This window comes from Bradyrhizobium frederickii (assembly GCF_004570865.1).
Lineage (GTDB): Bacteria > Pseudomonadota > Alphaproteobacteria > Rhizobiales > Xanthobacteraceae > Bradyrhizobium > Bradyrhizobium frederickii.
Genome location: NZ_SPQS01000022.1, coordinates 87,472 through 106,135, shown reverse-complemented (window position 1 = coordinate 106,135; position 18,664 = coordinate 87,472). Strand labels below are relative to the sequence as shown.

Sequence of the window (18,664 nt, the reverse complement as noted above, 5' to 3'; positions counted from 1 at the left end):
AGCAAGAATTCGAACTCTTCCAAAATCCGCGCGGCAAGCTCTCATGTCAAAGCAAGATCAGCTACAAGGGGCCCGTTTCACGCCCCGTCCACTTCCGCGAAATAAACTTGGTTCGACGGCTGACGAACGCATCCTCTTGCCGCCGGTGCCCGTCGATATCTTTCACCCTTATTCCGACATGCTTGAAGACGGCATCGAGGTCCTGGCCTACGACTACTTGAGGCGTTCGCGTAAACCTCAGCGCTTTGGCCGAGCGAACGCGCCCGCGCGATCTCTACGAGGTCCTGAATCTTTGTCTAACCGCCGGTCGAGCAGACAGAATGTTGTCTCGATCGAGCGACCTCCCCTTAAGGGCGCCATTAAATATCTCAGGCTGATCGCCTGCCTCTTCTATTGTGAGGCAGGGACTTATAGTGGCCGCCTCGCGACGTAACGGCAGGAATCGAATTAGAAGCTTTCACCCGTTCCGTCGGCGTAAGATAATCTGGACTTCGGCCCGCGCTTTCCGAACTGCAAGCGCGTCGAGATCAGATATATTCACTCGACCTCGTGGTATTCGGCCCGGTCGAAATCCGAGCCGAACAGCGCTGCTGCGGCGTCGTAGAGCGCGACCGTATTGACGGTTGACTGCATGGCTTACCAGGTGCGCAATGCCTCGATAGCCGATGCATCGGCTAGCAACTGACGGGATTTGGCAATCGAGCACCTCCAGCTTGGGCGCCTCACGCTTCGTGCCGCTCTCGATGTTCCGGTCGATTGTCATTTCTCTGCCTTCGCCGTCCTAGTTGGTCCGCCAGACTCTATGCGGTCGCTACCAGGCTGCCAGTCTGCGCCGTGTTGACGGATCATTTCGCGATGGGACCGTTTGACGAAGGCGCGCTCGGCGCAAAAGCCGGCGGTGACTGAAGCGGCTACCGCTAGGCCGCAGGCGACGTAGTCATCCAGCAAACTCCAAATTATGTTACTGCCGGCGACCACGACAAAAGTGAGTGCCATGACAGTATTTCGAAATGCTTTAACCATGCTTGTTCCCCCAGCCGATGGGCGAGGGATGCTAACATTGCAACCAGGACGTTCTGCGGCGTTTGAGGGGCATGATCGGTCGTATTTCTGCTAGATCAGCTTGTAGTTGCGCGCGATCTCGCGCGCGACTAGACGGCACTCAGCGGTGCGCCAGTTCGCGAGAGGAGGTCCTTCCCCGGCTTTAACTGCACGATGGTCCCATGTAGCCGCAGGCCAGACGAACGACTTGGAAAGAACTGGTGGCCGACACGGGATGTGATCACCGGCACCAGGGCTATATCGCGCCGAAGCAGCATCTGCAGCTCAGAGCAATTTACTGCAATTGCTGTTGGCGCAGTGGCCTCCGGCTGCGACGTTGGGCGTGGCTTGGTAAGACTCGTGGAAGGACCGGTTGCTCCGACGACATGTTAGGAGAGCCGAATGGTATGAGAGAAGCTTCGTCAATGACAAAGCCTCCGGACGGGGCTGAATTGGACAAAACTACAGGCTAATCTGCTGAAATCCTGCAATGTGAGGCTGCTGACCAAACGATCATAGCGCGCGAATCGCGCTAATATCGTGAGAGCGATGATGTTTTCGCGCGACGTGTAGCGATGATATCGAGGCGCGAACGCAGCGCGGGCGTCCAAAGTTCCGATGAGTTATCAAGGCCGGTGATGATGCGCGAGCAACGAATCCCATTCCGAATTTTATATGACGGCGAGTGCTTCATCTGCTCTCGAACTGTGACTGGCATCAGAAAGTTGCGTCAGACCGTTGCTGTCCCTGGGTTTGGCGTCGAGGTGGACTTGGCCGTTTATAGTGAAAACAACGCTCATCCAATCTCGAGCATGGAGAACGCGGCCATCCTTATCGCTATCCAGATGGTCTCGCGCGCCAGCCATGCTCGTGTTGCGCGGCGCCGCGCCGCCCCAGGCGCGTAGTTGTCTTTTGCTATGCTACCGTGGCCGCCAATGGTCAAAGGATGCGGCTTTTCCAATCTGCGCGAAGTTGGGCTTGGGAGTTTTGAGAGCTACCTAGGCCCAGCCATATTCGTGTGCATTTCTTTTCCGGAACGCCCTTCGAGCGCATCGCACCGTGCGATCATGGCCTTGATTTCCTGGGCGGTAAACGGTGTCATGTTCGCGCGTGCGGCATGGTCATTGAGCTGCTTGGCAGCACGCAAGGATGCGAACGGAAAACTGGCTAGATAGCGGTGAGAAACCTCTTGATCCTGTGTCTGTTGCCATAACATCGCTGGTGAAGCGCCGCGCCTTGTCCCATCGGAACGCCGCATGCAGCGTAGCATGAATGTGCAGGGCGTGAGCGCGTCCCGTTAGAAATTCGAAGAAGGTTCTGTCGCTGATTGGGCAGAAAACCTCACCGTCCTGCACCAGCTGTTGCTTCGAGGAAAGCAGATCAGACACTTCCCCACGCTGCGGGCGCAGCGCTTATCGCACCGCCGTTCGGCCAGTCGAGAGACCAGATCGTCGGTGCGATGGGAGATTGCGAAAGGTTGCGACAATGTGTCGTTATTCTGCAGCGAGTTGTCGTCTCTATTGAGGCAGCCACTCAAGACGCGCCTGTGACGAGCGGCGGGATCAATAGAGCATTTGAACCAGCTACTGATGCAAAAGCGCGAGCAGTTGGCCAGGATCGCCCCTTCGGAGCTGGCTTCGCGGGGCCTGAACATGCGCCTGCATTGATCATCTCCACTATGGCGTCCTGTGATGCTGCTTTCTTGACTTACCCAATGTTACCCAACTTCGATCTGAAGGGGTGCATATGGGCGGAAAATGGCGGTTAGCGTTCCCAACACTCGCGGCCCTGGAAGAGGAGGGGCATGTGAATTGCGGGCCAATGAGCCCAGAGGAGGGACTAATGCCAAGGACGCCAGCCGCTTTGCGCGGCCATTCGGCTCATTATGTCAAAACCGCTCTGATTTGCTCAACGCTCTTGGCCGGTGCGGCCGCATCTTTCGTCCAGGCCAAAGCGGAGGATATCAACTGGCGCCAGTTCGAGGGCTCTTCGATCGTGTGGGCTTACGACATCCATCCATATGCTGACGCCGTTGCAGCACAGCTGCCTGAGTTCGAGAAGTTGACAGGCATCAAAGTGACGCCCGAGCTTTATCCGGACGACGCCTACTGGAATAAGCTGACAATCCAGCTGAGCACGAAGTCGGCCTCGTGGGACGTCGTCGGCACGGGGATTCAGCCGGCTTGGGATCTCGCGCCCGGTCAACTACTCGAGCCGCTCGACCGCTATCTGAACAACCCAAAGCTCACCTCGGCAAGCTATGACTACGAGGACTTCTTCCCCGCATTGCGTGACGCGCTGACGTGGCAAGTCGATGGCGGGCAAATCGAAGCGGGCCGGGGTCAGGTGTGGGCTATCCCGCACGGGTTCGAAAACATCCAATTATTCTACCGTAAGGACATTCTGGACAAGCACGGTATCAAGGTTCCGACAACCCCGCCGGAAATGTCCGCGGCTTGCGAGAAGCTGAAATCTGCGGATCCGGCGATCACACCCCTGGGCGTGCGGGGAGTCCGCTTTTGAAGCAGCATCCACACGGCCGCCATCTCGATTGCCAAGTCTTACGGTGTGCACGACTTCGTGGTTAAGGACGGCAAATTAGAAACTGGTCTCGATTCGCCCGAGTCGGTCGCCTTCCACAAGGATTATGTGGAGATGATCAAGAAGTGCGCGGCTCCATCCTTTGCCAACGACAACTGGTATCAGGTGGTCGATGGCATCAATTCGGGTCGGACAGCGATGGCGATCGATTCCAACATGTTCGGGTTCTGGAACAATGTCGCCGGCAAGCCCGCTTCGGGCAAGATTGCATTCGCTCCCCCTCTGCGCGCTCCAAACGGCAAGAATTTTGAATCGAACATCTGGATCTGGTCCCTCGCCATGAATGCGGCCTCTCAGAAAAAGGGAGCAGCCTGGCTGTTCATCCAGTGGGCGACGTCAAAGCAGGTCGAGCTCAACGGTGCCGTCGCCGGGAAGCTCGTCAACTCTCCGCGCGCCTCCACCTGGAGCGACAAGGTTTGGCTCGACTACGCGGCTAAACCGGAATTCACAAACTTCGTGGATACCTTCAAAATCGTGCAGGACAGGGCTGCATTGGCCTTTACGCCGCGCGCAGGATTTGCCGAGGCAATGAACGCCTGGGCAGTCGCCATGCAGAAAATGGTCAACGGCGCGGACGTGAAGGCGACGTTGACCGACCTCGCCTCCGAGATCCGCTCCTCCATGTAAGGCGGTCGGAGGGCGGCATAAGGGTTTGCCGCCCCACCGCGCCCGAGTAACTTTTGAGAAGTGAGCGATGGACCTTCAAGGCATCGACGCAATCGTGACGCTACAATCATCGGTCGACCAGCTGGCCTCGTCCAAAAACGAGCGGGCGCAAAAGGCCGAGCAGAATGCTCTTGACTGGTGGAGCCTTGCTGCGATTGCCCCCGCAATCATCATCCTCCTTGGATTTCTTTTTCTGTTTTTCTATGGGGTCTTTCAATCACTCACCGATCTCAAGTTTGGCCGTCCCGTGGTTCGCTTCATTGGATTCACCAACTATGAAGTGGCAATCAAGACCCAAGATTTCTGGAATAGCGTGCGGGCGACTATGGCGTATGCCTGCTCCGCCGTGCTCGCCGAAGCGTTCTTTGGGCTTGCGATCGCCAAATTGTTCGCAAGTGGGGTGTTCCTTGCCAGGCTGATGCGGCCCGTCATTCTCCTTCCCCTGGTTCTGCCGCCAATGAGCGTCGCCTTGATGTGGACCACAATGATGGATCCGCAGATTGGGATCTTGAACTATTTGCTTTCGCTCGTTGGGATCGGACGGTTCGCATGGATTTCGGATGCCAGCACGGCGATGGTCTCACTGGTACTCATCGACATATGGACTTACACACCATTTTTTGCGCTCATCATCTTCGCCGGGTTGCAGGGCATCAACGATGAGGTCAGAGAAGCCGCGCGGGTCAATGGCGCGCGGGGTTGGGCAACGTTCCTCCATATCGAGCTTCCGCTCATCGCGCCGTACATTCTGATCGCCGCGGTATTTCGGCTGATCGAATCGCTCAACCAGTTTGATATCATCTTCGGAACAACCCAGGGGGGGCCGGGTGACAGTACTTCCGTGCTCTCGGTTCGCGCCTACATCACGGCCTTTCAAAATCTCGCCTTCGGGCGTGGTGCCGCGCTCATGGTTGTCAATTGGATGATCGTGCTTCTCGGGGCCTTTGCCGTGGTGAGATTGTGGCGGTTGGTCCGTCAGCGCGTAAGCTAGAGGAGGCTGACATGCGTTTCAATCGCTCAACGCCTGCAAGCTTGTTCCTTAATCTCCTGATTGTTGCTTGTACGCTGATCCTGACATTTCCGCTGGTCTGGATCGTGATGATGTCGGTGAAGCAGCAGGCCGAGGTCATGACCTGGCCGCCGCGCTTTATCTTCACTCCAACATTTGAAAACTTCCGCGTTTTGTTCGATGCCGCCCACGCCGGGGCAACAAGCTACGGCACTATCAAGGTTGATTTCTTGACCCCGGTCACCAATAGCGTCGTGATCTCGCTTGGTGCGGTGCTCGTATCGCTCGTTGTCGGGGTACCGGCAGGCTACGTCCTGGCGAGGCGTGATATCCCTATGAAGGAGGACATCGCATTCTTCATTCTGGGCTTCCGCTTCGCGCCGGCACTCCTTGTCGTCATACCGCTGTTCAGCGTGTTTCAGACAATTGGCCTTTATGACACCTATTTCGGTATGATCTGGGTCTATCAAGTCGTCACGCTGCCAATGATCATTTGGCTGAGCCGTTCATATATCGAGGACATCCCAAAGGACGTTGAGGAGGCGGCCGCCATGGATGGCGCAAAGCCAATCCGGGTTGTCTGGCACATCGTTCTTCCGCTTCTAAAGCCCGGCTTGATAGGCGCTTCTTTGCTTATCTTCCTGCTCGCGTGGCACAACTTCGCGCTCGGCCTGATCCTCAGTTCGACGAAAGCACCAGTCACCGTCGCCCTGCTCAAGCTGCTCAATCCGGGCGTTCAGTTCTATCCGGTGATGGCTGCGGGTCTGGTGGTGACCATGATTGTGCCGGTCGTCCTGATCATCCTTGGCCAGCGTCATCTCGAACGTGGTCTTACCTTCGGGGCCGTGAAATGAGCCCCAGACCATTGATGTTCTTCGGCACGACAAATCTCGACCTCTGCTTCAACGTCGAGCGGATTCCAATGCCGGGTGAAAGCTTGATGGGAAGCTTGAAACGGAATGCGGGAGGCAAGGGGGCCAATCAGGCGGTCGCCGCCGCTCGATTGGGCCTTCGGCCGAGCTTCTACACCCGGCTTGGCGGCGACGAGGCCGGTCGATCCTTGCTGCAAGCGCTGCGTGAGGCAGGTGTCCGTCTCGATGCCATAGCGGTGTGCCCAGGGGAGATATCGGGTTCTGCTCTCGTCCTTGTCGGTGACGACGGCTCCAACATCATTGTCATAGACCCGGGAGCCAATGCAAATGTCACACCAAGCATGGTCGAAAAGGCGGCCGAATTCATTGAGCGAGACGCAATCGTCGTTGCCGAGATGGGCATGCCGGTCCCCGCGCTCAATCACCTGTTTGCAATGAAGAGCAGCAAAGGATTCGATCTCATTTTCAATCCAGCCCCCGTGAGGGCAGGCCTGTCCGCGGCGGCGTGGAGGAGTGTCGATTTCCTCACTCCAAACCAGACGGAAGCTTTCGAGCTCACCGGCGTCGAGGTGCACGACTTCGACGGCGCAGCTCAAGCGGCCGGAAAGCTTCTCGATCTCGGGCCGAGAGCTGCCCTGATCACGCTTGGTGCGCAGGGGGCCTACTACGCCGATGCCAGCGCGTCTTTTGCGCTCAGGGCATTTCCTGTGAAGGTCGTTGATACGACCGCCGCGGGCGATGCCTTTAACGGAGCCTTCGCAGCCTCTCTTGCCCACCGGTTGCCGATTCGAGAAGCGATTAAAAAGGCGCTCGCGGTTGCTGCCTTATGCGTGACGCGACGCGGGGCCCAGAGCTCGATGCCCAGCAGTGGGGCCGTCGACGAATTTCTGAATTCTCAAACGATCTTGGAGTTGGAATGACTGAACAGTTCTCAGTTGCAGACAGGACCGTGCTCGTGACCGGTGCGGGCGGGGGCATTGGCTCAGCCATTGCCAATGCTTTCCGTCAAGGCGGTGCGAACGTCCTGGCAACCGACGTAAATGTGGAAAATGTCCGGAACATTCTGACGCGCTTGCCGCACGGCAATGGCATCCTGCCCATGAGCATGGACGTGTCTCGAGAAGATGATGTGGGCAGGGTGCTTGATGAGATCGCCAAGCGCTTCGGCAGGCTCGATGTCCTGATCAATAACGCTGGAATAAAATCGGCTCAGCCGCTTCTAACCGGCAATGCCGACAGAATCGAAAAGACCATACAGATCAACTCCGTCGCGGTGCTTCGCTGTGCCAAGCAAGCGATCGAGCGCTTCATGAAGAGCAAGGGCGGCCGCATCGTCAATGTCGGGTCCTCGTTGTCATCTCAAGGCGCGGTTTTCAACTACCAGGCTGGCGGCGCTGATTATTGCTTGTCAAAGGCGATCGTACACGACGTGACAAAGCTGCTCGCTTATGAATGTGCTCCGCTCAAGATCAACGTCAACGCGATTGCACCCGGAATCATCGATACACCCATGCACGGGCGTCCGCGGGAGGAGACCGAAGCGCGCCACAGTGGCCGAATTCCGCTGGGCCGGGTCGGATTGCCGGAGGATATCGCAGGCCTAGCGGTGTTCCTGGCCAGCCCCGCGGCCTCCTACATGACCGGGCAGGTCGTCCATGTGAATGGCGGGATGCTGATGCATGGTTAGCACCGGCTCAAACGTGAACTGGCCGCCAATAGAAGGGATCATCTCTGACCTGGATGGCGTCGTCTATCGTGGCAGCACCCCAATCGTGGATGCGATAGAAGCATTTAAGCGATGGCAGGAAGCCGGCGTGCCGTTCTGTTTTGTAACGAACAATTCCACGCATGCCCCGGAGGACGTCGTTCGCAAGCTGAGAGGATTTGGTCTTTCCATCGCACCGTCAAAAGTGGTTACAAGCGCCATCACCGTCGCAGACCTCATTCGAGCGAATTATCCGCACTTGACGCGAATCTATGTCATCGGCGCTCCCTCACTTGTCACGGCCATGCGCAATGTTGGGCTGGAGGTCACTGACCGAACGCCCGAAGCCGTTGTAATGGGGCTTGACCGGGATATCACGCACGAGAAGATGCGAATTGCCGTTGAGGCGATCCTCAATGGCGCCGTCTTCATCGGAACCAATCCCGATCTTCTGCTGCCGACGGCCAGCGGGTTTGAGCCTGGGGCTGGCGCGACGATTGCAGCTGTGGCTGCCGCCACGCAAGTGCAGCCATCGATCGCCGGGAAGCCGCAAGTGCCGATGATCGAGACAGCGCTCTCACGCCTCGGCACGAACCGCGCTTCGACCATTATGATCGGAGACCAAGTTCCTACGGATATTCAAGCGGGAAAGAGGGCGGGGCTTGCCACGGTGCTTGTCACAACCGGCGTGCCGATGCGTCAGGATCCCTCCTTGATGGCCCCGGACTTCATCGTATCGAGCTTGCGCGAAATTGAGGTAAGTGCTGCTCGCGCGGCCGAGGTGCGACAGAGGAGGGCATAATGGCCAACGTTCGCCTGGAGAGCATGAAGAAGGCCTATGGGACCATCGAGATCCTGCGTAATATCGATTTGACCATCGATCACGGCGAATTTGTCGTCTTCGTTGGTCCGTCCGGGTCTGGCAAATCCAGGCTTCTGCGCATGATTGGCGGGCTCGAGCCCATCAGCGGCGGGCGGCTCTTCATCGACAATGAGCTCGTCAACGACATCGATGCGGCCGATCGTAACCTCGGCATGGTCTTTCAGAGTTACGCTCTCTATCCGCATATGACGGTGAGAGAGAACCTGGCCTTTCCCCTGCGCATGGCCAAAGCCTCAAAAGCCGAGATCGCCGCCAAGATAGCCAAATAGCGTCGCTATTGCAGATCGACCATCTATTGGATCGCAAGCCTCGACAGCTTTCAGGCGGGCAACGCCAGCGCGTCGCAATCGGGCGCGCCATCATGCGAGAACCAAAAGTGTTCCTGTTCGATGAGCCCCTGTCCAACCTCGACACCGAGTTGCGCGTGCAAATGCGGGTTCAGATCGCCAAGCTCCACAGGCAGCTCGGAAATACCATGATCTATGTGACGCATGACCAGGTCGAGGCGATGACCATGGCCGACAAGATCGTCGTCCTCAAGGACGGCAACATCGAACAGGTTGGCAGCCCCCACGATCTCTATCACAATCCGGCCTCGCGTTTTGTGGCAGGATTCATCGGCTCGCCGAAGATGAACTTCCTGGGCGGCAAGGTCGAGGCAGCTCATGAGCAAGGCCTGGACGTCCGACTGGAGGCTGGTTCTACAATCTCCGTTCCGGTCGAGCCGGACCAAATGCTAGTTGGCAAGCCGGTCACTGTCGGAATCCGCCCGGATGACTTCTCCTCGCCGGCACCCGAGCAGCAGGAGATCTCCATTGGACTTGAGATCGATTTCGTTGAGCATCTCGGTAGCGTCACGTACATCTATGGCAACGTTGGAGACGAAACGGTCGTCGCCAGGGCGCCAAAATCCGGCTCGCCCAAAGGCGCCGGAAAGCTTACCCTCACCGCCGCTCCAGCCGATTGCCACTTGTTCATGAGCAATGGAAAGGCGGTTCGGCGGTTGCAAGCGCCTGCGACTTGGAGCTAGTCTTGACGTTGAGCCGTGCGATGATGCCGGCTCCGGATCGACACGCGGACCACTGAGGTGAAGGGAGCCGGCATCAGGCAGTTCTTCCGGAATTCCCGTTCGTTTGTACTTGGTGCGGGGATCGGATCGGGCATGACGGCCAGGGCCGCGGAGCGGGCGGGCGCCGATTTCGTGCTCGCACTCAATGCTGGCCGTTTTCGTGCCATGGGCGGGGCCTCGCCCGCCTCGATTCTTCCAATCCGCAATAGTAACGAGTTCGTAGCGGGGTTCGGACGGACCGAGATCCTGCCAAATACGAAACTGCCGGTCTTCTTCGGCACCTGTACATTCGACCCCGAGCTTGATCTGGATCGATGGCTCGACCGGATCATCAAATGGGGATTTGCTGGCGTGACCAACTTCCCTTCGGTCATACACATCGATGATGATCGCAGGTCGTTGCTCGAGAAGTCCGGCCTTGGCTATTCCCGGGAGATCGAGCTCCTTGTGAAGGCTGCAAAACGCGGCCTGATGACGATTGCCTATACTCGCACTCAATCTGAAGCGCGTCGAATGGTCGAAGCCGGCGCCGAGGCCATTTGCATCAACTTCAATCTAAACCGCGCGGTTGAAAGCGGGTCCGATCCGTCGATCAGCCTGTCTGAACTTGCAGCGCGTACGAATGCCGTTGCGCGCGTTGCTCAATCCGTCAACAAGAGCACCATCTGCTTGCTTGGGGGCGGCCCGATCACAAAGCCGGACGAGCTCCTGGACATCTGCCGCGAAACCGGAATCCAGGGGTTCATCGGAGGCTCTTCGCTGGACCGCGTGCCTCTGGAGATGTCGGTCCTCGAGGTGACGTCGGGCTTCAAGACCATCCACCTGTTGCGCGAGAAGGTGGATCTGCTCGAAAGGAAGCTGCAGTTGAGTGGCTTCAGGCACGGCGTGATCGCGCAGTCCTCGGCAATGAAGCGCGTCCTAGAGATCACCAAACGCGTTGCCGCAACCCCAAGCCCAGTCCTCATCTGGGGAGAGGCCGGCTCCGGCAAGCGTAGAATAGCTAGCCTGGTTCACGCGTTCAGCGACCGCAGGCACGCCAAGGCGACGCTGTTTCATTGCCGACCCGGTCCGGCGATAGATACACTCGGCCCGTTGTTCGGCGCCGAGCGCCTTGAGAGTGGCAGACGCCAATTGTCGCTCCTGGAGGCGTCGAACGAGGGCGCCGTCTTGCTGCTGCATGTTGACCAGCTTTCGCGCGAAGGCCAGGAGCGCCTTGCCGATTACCTGGAGACAGGCGGGTTTACCCCTCTGAACGGGGTAACTGTCATGCGTTCCCACGCCCGGATCATTGCGACCGCGACGGTGGCCCGAGGCGCTGGCCTTGAAACGGTTCTGTGCGCGCGGCTTCTCGACCTTTTTACCGGGTTGGATGTCCAGTTACCTTCGCTAACCGACAGGCTTGAAGATCTGCCGCAACTCGTTCAACACTTCACCGTCGAAGCCAAAGGAGATTCCAGCGCCCAGACGCTCACAATCGAAAACTCTGCTTTCCTTGCGCTAGCCGGGCACGACTGGCCAGGCAATTTGCGCGAGCTGCGGCAGGTCGTGAACCAGCTCGTGACCCTGCCATCAACTCACATCACCGGTGAGATGCTAAAGCCGCTGTTGGAGCCGACTTCAGGCGCACGGCCCGCCGCCTCCCTGTCCGAGAGAGACTGGATTATCGAGGCCCTGAAGAGAAACCGGCTTCACCGCGGCAAGACTGCTCGCTCTCTCGGGCTTTCGCGCAAAACCCTCTACAACAAAATCAAGAAACTGCGGATCCTCGAATAAGGCCTCATGCCCGTCGGAGCGGCTGCTTGGCCGTGGCAGCCTGCTCCAGGGAGAACTTCGGTACCGACGACGATCCATGAGAGCCAAGGCTCACGAGCCCGATGTCAGATCCAATCGGCAGCGCAAGCGCCTCGGGTCGCAGATAGACGGACCCATCCAGCTGCGAGCCTAGGCGTTGCTCCGCTACTGTCATCTTTGCCTCGTCCGCCGCAACAAACAGGACTTTGAACCCTCGGCTTGCAAACCACTCCATACGGCGAAGCTCGAGTTCCTGACCGCGATCGAGCGGCACTCCTGCCGGTGTCCGTTCAATCATGGAGGCAGGCGGAAAGTTCGTCACTCCGGTCATCCTTGCGCCTTCCAACAAATCAACAAGATCTTCCCAGCATGCAAACGGGTCAATCATGACGATCGCTGCATAGCAGGAAGGGGGCACTTTGGGCCCCCCTTGCAAGTCCCGCAGGAGACGGTCGTTCCAGTCGATGACGGGAAGCGTGGCCATGACCAGCATGGCGTTTTGTGGAAGGGTCCGCAGTGACGGCGCATAGATCGTCATCTGATCACCGCGAGACGAAGAGAGACTTACGGCAAGGCGACCTAAGACATTGGCTCTCACGGTTTCTACCCAACCCTACCCAATTGATGCTTCCGCCGATCTTACACGCCGCTTCATCCAGGTCTAGACCACGACGTCAATCGTTATCGGAAGGAATGGTCGTTGGCGCCGTTCCTCCTGGCTGCTTAACTGGGCTCTCGCGCGGTCCTGAGTGCCGGATGCGATTTGCTGCAGGCTACTGAGCGAGCTCGGCTCGCGGTGAAAGAGGGCCATGAAGCGTCTCGGGTAAAAAATTCGGGCGAGCTATCTGCGCCCTACGGATCCGCTAGCAGACCGGCTCGTCTGCTTCCTCCCCGACTGGCGCCGCTGCTGGAAACTCCGGCAGCGGCTCTTTTTGACTCGCACCGCGCTTCGCCGCGCGAGAGAACTGGTGTCGCGGAATTGGACGGCTCGCGACCATGCCGGAGCCTAAATTCATCAAAGATCCGCCAGCTAGCTGAGCAAGGAGAGGCAATCGTTCAATCGCGCAACTTCTTTGCAGTATTCGAGTCAGCGGAGGAGTGGCGACTTACTGTCTCGGGGAGAACCCTGGGGACATTGCCGATATCGTTCCCGGTCCATAAGGATATCCACGCAATCCGCACTTTTGAGCCGGGCAGAAATCGCCCGCTCTTTAGCAAAGAACTGGCTTTGCCACATTGAGCGGTTGAAAGGGCAGTCTTCGATGTTCCTGTTATGTACTCGCGGCCGCCGTCAATTGGTTTCCCATCTGATGCATGTCGGGGATCGGATCAGCGGGCCCATGTTGAGGCGCAAGGTGCACACGGTAAACTCTTAGCCTTTCTAGGGAGCGCTTGGCGTTTTAAGGCGCCAATATGTGGCTTTGCGGTAGCTTAAGGCGCCAAGCAGTTGACTGCAGGGAGGGGGTGCTATATTTCTCGGTGCCATAAGGCGCCAATAAGCCTTTTAAGGGAGCCTTAAGACGCCATGCGATCGACGATGCCGATCACGAGCTTGAAGCGGCTGGCAACGCCATGTGCGCCGTTGGTGTCAATCAGGTGGCGTGGGAAGGGACCGTCAAGGTCGAAGCCGGTGAGGTCCAGGCCGGTCATCTGGCGCAGCTGAGTCAGCGAGAATTCGGGCTGGATCAGCGCATTGAACTCCTCCTGGCAACCGGTCAGCCTCGAGCTGCGTACTGGCGATGAACGGCGAGATGCCGGGCAGGATCTTGATCTGATCGGGATTGCGATCAAACGCGCGTGCCTGACGCTTGATGTCGGCATAGAACTGTTGCGCGCTCGCCAGCGTCTGATGTGCCGTGAAGATGGCCTCGGCGAAGCGCGCCGCGAAAGCGCGTCCATCCTCGGAGGAGCCGGCTTGGACATAGACGGGGCGCCCCTGTGGGGGCCGGGAGACGTTGAGCGGCCCGCGCACACGAAAATGCTTGCCGATGTGATCGATGCTGTGGATTTTGGCCGTATCGGCGAAGATCCCCGAAGCCGGATCGTTGACCAGTGCGTCGTCTTCCCAGCTGTCCCAAAGCCTGGTGATGACATCCAGATACTCGCGTGCGCGCTCATAGCGCTCATGATGAGGCGGATGCTCGGGAAGCCCGAAGTTCTGTGCCGCTTGCGGCGAGCTCGTCGTGACGATGTTCCAGCCGGCTCGGCCTCCGCTGATGTGATCCAGTGAGGCAAACAGACGTGCCAGATTGTATGGCTCGGAGTAAGTCGTCGATGCCGTCGCGATCAGTCCAATTCGTTTCGTAGCGGACGCGATTGCCGCCAGAAGCGTGATCGGCTCGAGCCGGAACCATTGTGCATAGCGAACATTGTCCGCAAGGGCCGGGGCATCGGCGAAGAACACCGCACCGAATTTGTGCGCCTCGGCTCGCTGCGCCAGCTCCTGATAGTAGGTGACATCGAGAATGCGATCCGTCGTCGAAGCCTTATGGCGCCACGCGGCTTCGTGATGGCCGTCGGGATAGATGAAAAAATTGAGAGATAGCTGCCGCTTGCTCATGCCTGCCTCGCCAATGATCCGATGCCGCGTTGTCTCGTGCGCCCGAACAAAACTCTACGTCGGCGATTACAAACCTGTCGATGAAATGAATTTGCTTTGTTGTGTGGCGGGCCAGCACGAACCGCGTGAGATGGCCATCCATCGCAGACGACTGCGTGCGCGCGCACGAGACACAGCATAGATTGAGGTGCTTCCGCGCGTCATTCGGTCCGATTTTGTGGTCCGCGAAGCAATCGAAATTGCGGGCCGGGCGGTCACGATTGCAAATCTTTCAGCGGTTGGGTCACGGGCGAAGCGATCATTGCCTTGCAGCAAAAACAAAGCTGATTTCGTTTCATTGACTGGATTGCGATCGCTTTTACGATCTGCGGTGTCCAAACGAGGTCGTTCATCATGCGGCAATCCGATCAAATCTGCGTCCTTCGCAAAGCGTTGCAGCCGGCTTCGGCTCTGAACGCGCTGCGCTGTGCAGACGCGACGACGGAGAGCTGTATCACCGCGCATCGGCTACAGCGGCCTGTTCGCCGACCGCCGGAGCGCATCGCGGTCCACTAGGATCGAAGCCAGAAAATAACTCCATCCCTAACTCCGCTGTTGCTCGGGCGACCAGCGCGCGGCGGAGCTTTGTTCAGACATCCCAATCGAGAGCACAATCATGAGCAATATTACCATCATCGACAACGTCATTCCCCGTGCGGACATCGTCAAGCGCGCGGCCCGGCTCGGAGCCGAAATCAAGAACGTCAGGTTGTCAGGGGATCTCCCCGACGACGTTGTTCGTGCCATCAATCAGGTGCTGCTCGAGCACAAGGTCATCTTCTTCCGCGATCAGGCACATCTGGATGATGCGGAGCAGGAGCGCTTCGCCGTCAGGCTCGGCAAGCTGGTGCCGCATCCGACCGTGGGCGCAACCAAGGGAACGTCATCGATTCTGGAGCTGGATTCGGAGCGCGGCGGCGGTCGCGCGGACCAATGGCACACGGACGTGACGTTCGTCGATGCTTATCCGAAGATCTCCGTGCTGCGAGGCGTTGTGATTCCGGCCTTCGGCGGCGACACAGTGTGGTCGAACACCGCGGCGGCGTATCTCGATCTACCGGCCCCCTTGCGCAAGCTCGCTGAGGAGCTTTGGGCGGTTCACAGCAATGCCTATGATTACGCGGTGAGGACCCGCGCGAGTGAGGCGGACAGGAAGCATTTCGAGGAAGTCTTCACCGGCACGATCTATGAGACCGAGCATCCGGTGGTGCGGGTTCATCCGGAGACCGGCGAGCGGACGCTGGTGCTCGGCAACTTCGTCCAGCGTTTCGTCGGCCTGCCGAAATATGACGGGCAGAAGTTGTTCAACCTGTTCCAGTCCCACATCACGGCGCCGGAAAACACCGTGCGATGGAGCTGGAAAGCCGGTGACGTCGCGATCTGGGACAATCGCGCGACCCAGCACTATGCGGTCAACGACTACGGTGATCAGCACCGGGTGGTCCGCCGCGCCACGATCGATGGCGACGTTCCGCTCAGCGTCGATGGCCGCCGCAGCGTGACCCGCATCAAGACATCGAAGCCGCAGGCGGCGAAGGCCGCCTGATCCGATCCGAGCAACCACCAGGATGCATGCAATGATCAAATTCCTTCGTGCGGGGCACGACGCCGCGCGGCTTCTGCTCGCAGGTGCATTGAGCCTTGGCCTGATGGCCCCGGCTTTCGCTGAGCCACCGCTTGAGAAGACCGAGATCCGCTACCAGGGTTGGGCCGGGCAGGTGACGTTCATCGAGCTCGCCGAGGACCTCGGCTATCTCGCGCCGCTGAAGCTCAAATGGGTCGGCAACACCATCAGCGGGCCGCAGGATATCCAGGCTGTCGTGACCGGCGATATCGACATCGGGGGCGCCTTCTATGGCGCGATCCTCAAGCTGATCTCGGCGCGGGCACCGATCAAGGCCGTCGTCGGCTACTACGGCTCGGACGCCAACACTTACCAAGGCTACTACGTCAAGGACGACAGCCCGATCAAGACGGCGCGAGACCTGATTGGCAAGAAGGTGGCCGTCAATACGCTGGGCGCCCACTTGGAGTTCGTCCTTCGCGAATATCTCGCGCGGAACGGCCTTAGCGCAAGCGAGGCCAAGCAGGTCACCCTGGTCGCGGTGCCGCCCGTCACGGGCGAGCAGGCGCTGCGTCAGGGACAGGTCGAGGTGAGCACGCTGAGCGGCATCTTGCGCGACAAAGCTCTGGAGCGCGGCGGAATCCACGCGCTCTTCAACGACACTGATCTATTCGGCCAATTCACCGGCGGTTCCTACGTGCTGCGGGAGAAGTTCATCAAGGACAATCCCGAAGCATCCCGCAAGCTCGTGGAGGGCGTCTCCCGCGCCATCGGATGGGCACAGACAGCACCGGCTGAGGAGGTGAGGGCGCGGTTCGAGCGGATCATCGCAGATCGCAAGCGCAATGAAGACGGCTCCTCGATCAAATACTGGAAGAGCACGGGCGTTGCGGCCAAAGGCGGCGTGATCTCGGATGCCGAGATCCAGGTGTGGATCGACTGGCTTGTGGAGGATGGCTTGTTCAAGCCGGGTCAGATCAAGGCGTCAGATACCTATACCAACGCGTTCAACTATTTCCGTCCTGGGAAGACCGCGGAGGCCAGATGACCACGTCCAAGATCCGCTTCGAGCATGTGCGCAAGGAATTCCTTGTCCGCGGCAAGGATGGCAGGCCGGCGCAGGGCTTGGCAGCTCTGGATGACATCACGCTGGACGTCCGTGCCGCCGAATTCCTGGCGCTGGTGGGACCGAGCGGCTGCGGCAAGTCGACCCTGCTGGACCTGCTCGGCGGCCTCACCCGGCCGAGCAGCGGACGGATCCTGATCGACGGCAAAGTGATCGAGGGGCCTGCGCGCGATCGGGGCATCGTGTTTCAGCAATACGCGTTGTTTCCGTGGCGTACGGCCGCACAGAATGTCGAGTTTGGGCTCGACATCGCTGGTTTAAAGACGAAGGAGCGGCGCGAACGCGCGCTGCATTACCTCGACCTGGTCGGGCTATCCGGCTTCGCCGACCGGTACCCCCACGAGCTCTCCGGTGGCATGAAGCAGCGCGTCGCCATCGCGCGAAGTCTCGCCTACGATCCCGAGGTCCTGCTGATGGATGAGCCCTTTGCTGCATTGGATGCGCAGACGCGCGAGACGCTGCAGGGCGAGCTGTTACGGATCTGGCGGGCGACCGGCAAGACCATCGTGTTCATCACGCATGGGATCGATGAAGCGATTGTGCTCGGACAGCGCGTGGCTGTGATGACGTCGCGTCCGGGGCGTATCAAAAGGATTATCGACGTTTCAGAGGGGCTGCGCAGTGAGCACGAGGATGTGCGTTCTCTGCCGGAGTTCGGGCGCATCCGGCATGAACTGTGGAGCTCGCTGCGCGAGGAGGTCCAGAAGGCACAGCAGGCGGGCGCTGGCGCTGACCGTGTCATGCGCGAAGTGAAGGAGGTTGCCTATGTCTAGCGAAGTGCTGGGGTTGCTCGAGCTGACGCAGGGACGTCAAAGCCAGCGCGCCGGGGCAGGGGCGCCACCGCCGCTACTCCTGCGCCGGGTTGCTGCGGTTAGCCGATCATTAGTCGGCTACGGACAGCGGTCGATCTTGTTGATCGGCCTTTTGATGCTATGGGAGGAGGCTCCGAGATTAGGCCTGATCGACGCAGTATTTTTGCCGCCGTTCTCGGAGGTCATTGCCGCAGGTTGGCAGCTAGCGCAAACTGGAGAGCTCTATGATGATGTCTCCGCGAGCCTGCTACGGGCCTTAAGCGGCTTCCTGATATCAGTCGTGCTGATCGTGCCACTTGGTCTCGCTGTCGGTTGGTATTCGCGCCTCGGCAATCTCCTGAACCAGTTCATCGAGATCTGCCGGAACACGGCCCCGCTCGCGCTGTTGCCGGTGTTCATCTTGCTGCTCGGCATCGGCGAGATGTCGAAGATCACCATGGTGATCTATAGCTGCGCTTGGCCGCTTCTCCTCAACACCGTCGCGGCTGTAAAGCAGGTGGATCCGCTCCTCATCAAATCGGCGCGAACCATGGGGGCGACGCCGCAGCAACTCTTCCGCAAAGTTATTCTTCCCGCCGCGCTTCCGACCATCTTTGTCGGCATCCGCCTTGCGAGCGCGTCCGCGATGCTGGTCTTGGTGGCGTCCGAGATGGTCGGGGCGAAGGCTGGCCTTGGCTACCTCATCATCAACAGTCAGTACAGCTTCCTGATCCCTCAGATGTATTTCGGTATCTTGGGCATCACCGTGATCGGCCTCGCGTTGAATGCCATGCTTCAAGGTCTGGAGCGGCACCTCATGCGATGGAAGCCACAGGCAGCAGCCTGAAGCACCACCAATCGCGATTTCGGGCCGATCATGATCGCCCCAAGCCAGCGCGGAGGGCAGATCTGCGCCGGCCGGAATATTTGAACTTGATGCCGTCGCG

At 59.0% G+C, this 18,664-nt stretch carries 12 protein-coding genes and 3 pseudogenes; 12 read left to right on the top strand and 3 right to left on the bottom strand.

From position 1 onward, the window contains the following. Window positions 1-2,787 precede the first annotated feature (2,787 nt). The 8 genes and pseudogenes from E4K64_RS30830 to E4K64_RS30795 all read left to right on the top strand — a co-directional run bounded on the left by E4K64_RS30830 (window position 2,788) and on the right by E4K64_RS30795 (window position 11,619). Window positions 2,788-4,269, top strand: a pseudogene (locus E4K64_RS30830) (ABC transporter substrate-binding protein). A gap of 67 nt (window positions 4,270-4,336) precedes the next feature. Further along, window positions 4,337-5,299 carry a carbohydrate ABC transporter permease gene (locus E4K64_RS30825; protein ID WP_126261687.1) on the top strand — a complete coding sequence of 321 codons (963 nt, stop codon included), beginning with the start codon at window positions 4,337-4,339 and terminating at the stop codon, window positions 5,297-5,299. A gap of 11 nt (window positions 5,300-5,310) precedes the next feature. Next, a complete protein-coding gene (locus E4K64_RS30820; protein WP_126261688.1) occupies window positions 5,311-6,171 on the top strand; it encodes a carbohydrate ABC transporter permease in 861 nt (286 codons plus the stop codon). A gap of 14 nt (window positions 6,172-6,185) precedes the next feature. Further along, window positions 6,186-7,109 carry a ribokinase gene (locus tag E4K64_RS30815; protein ID WP_235884837.1) on the top strand — a complete coding sequence of 308 codons (924 nt, stop codon included), beginning with the start codon at window positions 6,186-6,188 and terminating at the stop codon, window positions 7,107-7,109. Next, entirely contained in the window at window positions 7,106-7,876 is a 771-nt protein-coding gene (locus E4K64_RS30810) for an SDR family NAD(P)-dependent oxidoreductase (RefSeq protein ID WP_126261690.1), read from the top strand. The genes E4K64_RS30815 and E4K64_RS30810 overlap by 4 nt, the downstream gene beginning before the upstream one ends. Then, a complete protein-coding gene (locus E4K64_RS30805; protein ID WP_126261691.1) occupies window positions 7,869-8,696 on the top strand; it encodes an HAD-IIA family hydrolase in 828 nt (275 codons plus the stop codon). The genes E4K64_RS30810 and E4K64_RS30805 overlap by 8 nt, the downstream gene beginning before the upstream one ends. Then, window positions 8,696-9,807: pseudogene (locus E4K64_RS30800) on the top strand (ABC transporter ATP-binding protein). Before E4K64_RS30805 ends, E4K64_RS30800 begins: the two are co-directional and overlap by 1 nt. Before the next feature lie 132 nt (window positions 9,808-9,939). Continuing rightward, window positions 9,940-11,619 (top strand): phosphoenolpyruvate hydrolase family protein, encoded by a 1,680-nt coding sequence (locus E4K64_RS30795; RefSeq protein ID WP_235884836.1) that lies wholly within the window; start codon window positions 9,940-9,942, stop codon window positions 11,617-11,619. A gap of 4 nt (window positions 11,620-11,623) precedes the next feature. Here E4K64_RS30795 and E4K64_RS30790 read toward each other — a convergent pair whose 3' ends face one another. The 3 genes and pseudogenes from E4K64_RS30790 to E4K64_RS40655 form a co-directional block, all read right to left on the bottom strand. After that, complete coding sequence (locus E4K64_RS30790) at window positions 11,624-12,175, bottom strand: hypothetical protein (protein ID WP_235884835.1); 552 nt, start codon at window positions 12,173-12,175, stop codon at window positions 11,624-11,626. A 989-nt stretch (window positions 12,176-13,164) separates the two neighbouring features. After that, a pseudogene (locus tag E4K64_RS30780) lies at window positions 13,165-14,197 on the bottom strand (NtaA/DmoA family FMN-dependent monooxygenase); the annotation flags it as partial. Window positions 14,198-14,451: 254 nt separating this feature from the next. After that, window positions 14,452-14,592 (bottom strand): hypothetical protein, encoded by a 141-nt coding sequence (locus E4K64_RS40655; protein ID WP_164719086.1) that lies wholly within the window; start codon window positions 14,590-14,592, stop codon window positions 14,452-14,454. Between the two features lie 260 nt (window positions 14,593-14,852). On the opposite strand from E4K64_RS40655, the gene E4K64_RS30775 reads away from it, so the two are divergent. From E4K64_RS30775 to E4K64_RS30760, 4 genes are read left to right on the top strand one after another with little or no spacing between them, the layout of a single operon-like run. Then, window positions 14,853-15,782 carry a TauD/TfdA dioxygenase family protein gene (locus tag E4K64_RS30775; RefSeq protein WP_126261694.1) on the top strand — a complete coding sequence of 310 codons (930 nt, stop codon included), beginning with the start codon at window positions 14,853-14,855 and terminating at the stop codon, window positions 15,780-15,782. 31 nt (window positions 15,783-15,813) lie between these two features. Next, window positions 15,814-16,848, top strand: a complete 1,035-nt coding sequence (locus E4K64_RS30770) for an ABC transporter substrate-binding protein (RefSeq protein WP_235884834.1) — start codon at window positions 15,814-15,816, stop codon at window positions 16,846-16,848. Then, window positions 16,845-17,699 (top strand): ABC transporter ATP-binding protein, encoded by an 855-nt coding sequence (locus E4K64_RS30765; RefSeq protein WP_135166773.1) that lies wholly within the window; start codon window positions 16,845-16,847, stop codon window positions 17,697-17,699. Before E4K64_RS30770 ends, E4K64_RS30765 begins: the two co-directional genes overlap by 4 nt. Further along, window positions 17,692-18,564 carry an ABC transporter permease gene (locus E4K64_RS30760; protein ID WP_126261697.1) on the top strand — a complete coding sequence of 291 codons (873 nt, stop codon included), beginning with the start codon at window positions 17,692-17,694 and terminating at the stop codon, window positions 18,562-18,564. The genes E4K64_RS30765 and E4K64_RS30760 overlap by 8 nt, the downstream gene beginning before the upstream one ends. Window positions 18,565-18,664: the final 100 nt, after the last annotated feature.

What these genes read in the sequence shown, in the direction of transcription:
- E4K64_RS30795 (WP_235884836.1), top strand. Translation starts at nt 9,940, where the DNA reads ATGACGGCCAGGGCCGCGGAGCGGGCGGGCGCCGATTTCGTGCTCGCA.
- E4K64_RS30760 (WP_126261697.1), top strand. Translation starts at nt 17,692, where the DNA reads ATGTCTAGCGAAGTGCTGGGGTTGCTCGAGCTGACGCAGGGACGTCAA.
- E4K64_RS30805 (WP_126261691.1), top strand. Translation starts at nt 7,869, where the DNA reads ATGGTTAGCACCGGCTCAAACGTGAACTGGCCGCCAATAGAAGGGATC.
- E4K64_RS30815 (WP_235884837.1), top strand. Translation starts at nt 6,186, where the DNA reads ATGTTCTTCGGCACGACAAATCTCGACCTCTGCTTCAACGTCGAGCGG.
- E4K64_RS30770 (WP_235884834.1), top strand. Translation starts at nt 15,814, where the DNA reads ATGATCAAATTCCTTCGTGCGGGGCACGACGCCGCGCGGCTTCTGCTC.
- E4K64_RS30825 (WP_126261687.1), top strand. Translation starts at nt 4,337, where the DNA reads ATGGACCTTCAAGGCATCGACGCAATCGTGACGCTACAATCATCGGTC.
- E4K64_RS30765 (WP_135166773.1), top strand. Translation starts at nt 16,845, where the DNA reads ATGACCACGTCCAAGATCCGCTTCGAGCATGTGCGCAAGGAATTCCTT.
- E4K64_RS30790 (WP_235884835.1), bottom strand. Translation starts at nt 12,175, where the DNA reads ATGACGATCTATGCGCCGTCACTGCGGACCCTTCCACAAAACGCCATG.
- E4K64_RS30810 (WP_126261690.1), top strand. Translation starts at nt 7,106, where the DNA reads ATGACTGAACAGTTCTCAGTTGCAGACAGGACCGTGCTCGTGACCGGT.
- E4K64_RS30775 (WP_126261694.1), top strand. Translation starts at nt 14,853, where the DNA reads ATGAGCAATATTACCATCATCGACAACGTCATTCCCCGTGCGGACATC.
- E4K64_RS40655 (WP_164719086.1), bottom strand. Translation starts at nt 14,592, where the DNA reads ATGATGAACGACCTCGTTTGGACACCGCAGATCGTAAAAGCGATCGCA.
- E4K64_RS30820 (WP_126261688.1), top strand. Translation starts at nt 5,311, where the DNA reads ATGCGTTTCAATCGCTCAACGCCTGCAAGCTTGTTCCTTAATCTCCTG.